The 3,378-nt window shown below is 29.8% G+C and carries 2 protein-coding genes; both read left to right on the top strand.

Annotated features, from left to right (window positions below; genetic code table 11):
• Positions 1–1,320 precede the first annotated feature (1,320 nt).
• Positions 1,321–2,349: a TlpA disulfide reductase family protein gene (locus ICJ85_RS16000; protein WP_188224803.1), complete on the top strand. Its 1,029-nt coding sequence runs from the start codon at positions 1,321–1,323 to the stop codon at positions 2,347–2,349.
• Positions 2,336–3,378: hypothetical protein (locus ICJ85_RS15995; RefSeq protein ID WP_206688055.1), on the top strand; the 1,043-nt coding region annotated here is incomplete at its 3' end. The genes ICJ85_RS16000 and ICJ85_RS15995, both read left to right, overlap by 14 nt.

Below are 3,378 nucleotides of genomic sequence, written 5' to 3'. Positions count from 1 at the left end.
AAACTATATGACAACTCAAATGACTAACTGTATGAGATCCTCTTCGCTGATATTCTGACATATCATAAAGATATAATTTTTATATCACTAAAGTGCTGCAATGAAATTGCAGGGTTTTAGACCCTAATTTGAAACCAATAAAAAAAAAGCCAAAACATCAATTGATATTTTGACTTTTTTGTCGGGGTGGCAGACCTAACTTAGACCTCTCTTATCCCCTATTATTACTGTTATTATCTAATTTCCATGCTTTCATGCACACCGAATTGCACACTCAAACTACAAAAAGAACATTAGAAATATAATTTACTTCTATTTAACACTACAAAGATACAATTATATCTAAATACTATTAGAAACCAGCTAATGAAAAAGGAAAAAACCTTATTCATCAGGCCAGTGAATTAGCAAACACTTAGCCATTACTTTTTAGTCTTAAAATAAATTTCCTTTCAATGCGCTCCTCAAAAGGTCTCCGGAGTGTATTGAAAGGAAATTGTTTTAACAACAAAGTCTAGAAACACCATCAAAACTCATTTTTTCGTAAAAAATTCGCTGATTTTACTGGGCTGAGCGCATTTTTTACGAAAAAATGAAGTGATTACAAATAAGTCGTTTTTATAAATCTCAGTATTTATAGGGGGTTCAAGATCAAAACAAACAGTAACATCGCTTTAGCGTGTTACCCTCTTGCTTTACTTTTATTCGTTTGCCGTGCAAACAAAAAAACTAAGCATCTCTATCTTATTTTAGTTACCTGGATACCCCAAGGATTAAAACTTGAATCAGACATATAATGTTGCTTTTGAACAATAAGCATCTTCTCCTCTCCTTTTTCGATAATAGGTAAATAGCCATAGTCGTAGCAAAAATAATAAACACCAGTACTAAAGGGAAAGATATTTGTAAATACTTCAAAATTATAACCCAACTTAGTTAACACCTCTTTAAAAACGGTATGCAAGTTATGGATTGATCAACTGAGTTAAGTAGGTAAGGTGTTATGGTTATACACTCTGATAGGGATGTTAATTATGCTCACCGTTTTATTAATTTTTTTGATAAAAAAATAACAGAAATTCGGATAGATTCTGTTTTTACAATAAAATTTAAGAATGTTAAATTTTTAATTAACACAAAAAATCTTACTATTTTTTATAACGAAGTATTATATTTAAATCATAATATTATGATTAGCAAGTAATTTTAATTATGAAATACAATTTTGAATATAAAATTTTAGCTCAAGAAACATTTTCTAAAATGAATTTATTTCTATTTATGATAATAGTATTAATAATTACTTCATGCCGAAATCAAATGCAATATAAAAGTGGATTTGAAATTAATGCTAGAGTAACAAACATGGTAGACAGTACCAAAGTTTATCTTTCTAACAATAGTACTTTAGTTGATTCTACATTTATAATTAAGGAAAAGTTTCAATTCATTGGTTACGTTGAAAAACCTACGAAAATGTATTTAACAATAAAAAATGGTAATGATTATAAATTATTATGGGTTGAAAATACAAACATGAGCTTAAAAGGTGAAAAAGATAATTTTAAAAACAGTAGTGTTAAAGGCTCGAAAACGCAAAAAGAACAAGAACTTTTAACCCAACGCCTAGAAAACACTAAAGAAGCATTTAATGCCGTTGAAGATTATTTTTTAAAACATCCATCGAAAAAAGATTCACTGTTAATTATATTTGAAACATTGAGAGATAAAGAAGCTGGTATTTATCAGAATTTCATAAAAGATTTCCCTAATTCTGCTGTAAGCTTAAATGCTTTAAATGTTTATAAAACATACTGGAAAAAAACTATAACACAAACGTTATTTTATAAATTTCATACTAAAAATAAAAATACCGACGAAGGTAAAGCTATTGCTCGCTTTTTAAAATTAAATAAAAACATTCAAATTGGAGACCATTTTATTGATTTTGAGCAAAAAACCTTAACAGGTAAAAGCATTAAGCTATCAACTATCGCATCAAAATACACGCTTGTTCAATTTTGGGCTTCGGGTTGCGGTTTTTGTCGAAAAGCAAACCCTAAATTAGTAAAACTATACCAAACCTATCACGATAAAGGTTTTGAAATTTTAGGTGTATCGCTAGATAAAAACAAAACGGCTTGGGAAAACGCTATTAAAAAAGATAAGCTACCTTGGACTAATGTTAGCGATTTAAAAGGTAGTGAAAATAAAGCAGCATTAATTTATGGTGTTTTTGGTGTTCCTGATAATTTTTTAATTGATAACCACGGAAAAATTATTGCTCGAGACTTAAAAGACGATGTCTTAGAAAATAAACTAAAAACTGTGTTTAATGACTTACGCTAAACAAAATTATAACAAACACTTATCTGTTTTTTTGTTGTTTTTTATATTGTTTACATTTAACACACACACACAAGCTCGTACAAAAATAACTGATGCTATTGTTAGCGAAACACATAAACAATCTCACGTATTAGCGTCTAATAATATTTATCTTCAAACCAATAAAGGTATTTATGAAACCGAAGAAGATTTGTGGTTTAAAGCCTATGTTCTGGATGCTAAAACCTTATCGCCTTCTTTTCTAGATAAAACGCTATTTATTCAATTAATAGAAGACTGCACTAACCAAACAGTTATTGAAGAAAAATACGAAATAGAAAACGGTTTTGTAACTGGCCATATATTTTTGAATGATTCCTTAAAAAACGGCACCTATTCGTTAATTGCTTTTTCTGCCAATACCATAAAAACGAACACGAAAAACTACCATGCTATTCGCAAAATTCAACTGCTAAAAACTATTAAAGAAAAATCAATTAATCATCAAACACTAAAAGACAGTTTAATTCATTTTTCAATTTTTCCCGAAAGCGGAAATTTAGTTTATAGCATACCCAATCGGGTAGCTTTTAAGGCTGTGAACACAAACGGCGAACCCGTTGATATTTCTGGCTCTCTTTACGAAAACAACACCTTGGTTTTTAACTTTAAAAGCCAATACGCCGGAATGGGTAGTTTTATTTTCAGTACAAACCCAAACAAAACCTATCATATAAAGCTCGAAAAGCCTTACGATAATCAAACCTATTCGCTACCTAAAATTTACAATAATGCCACTTCGTTACAACTAATTGGCGATCGCAACGAATATTTAATTTTTAAAGTAAATCGTACCGAAAACCTCAATAAAGAAACCGTGTATTTAAGCGCACAACTACGCGGTACGGTTTACAATATTGCTGTTGGCGATTTAGAAACAGAATTAATTTTTAAAATTCCTATAAACGATATACCACAAGGCATTGCAGAATTCACCTTATTTAACAGTGAATTAAAACCACTTGCCGAGCGCTTGGTTTATGTTAATCC

The organism is Aestuariibaculum marinum (genome assembly GCF_014596975.1).
GTDB classification, from domain to species: Bacteria; Bacteroidota; Bacteroidia; order Flavobacteriales; family Flavobacteriaceae; genus Aestuariibaculum; species Aestuariibaculum marinum.
Note: the sequence above shows the minus strand (reverse complement) of the source record. Positions and strands in the feature narration are given on the sequence as shown.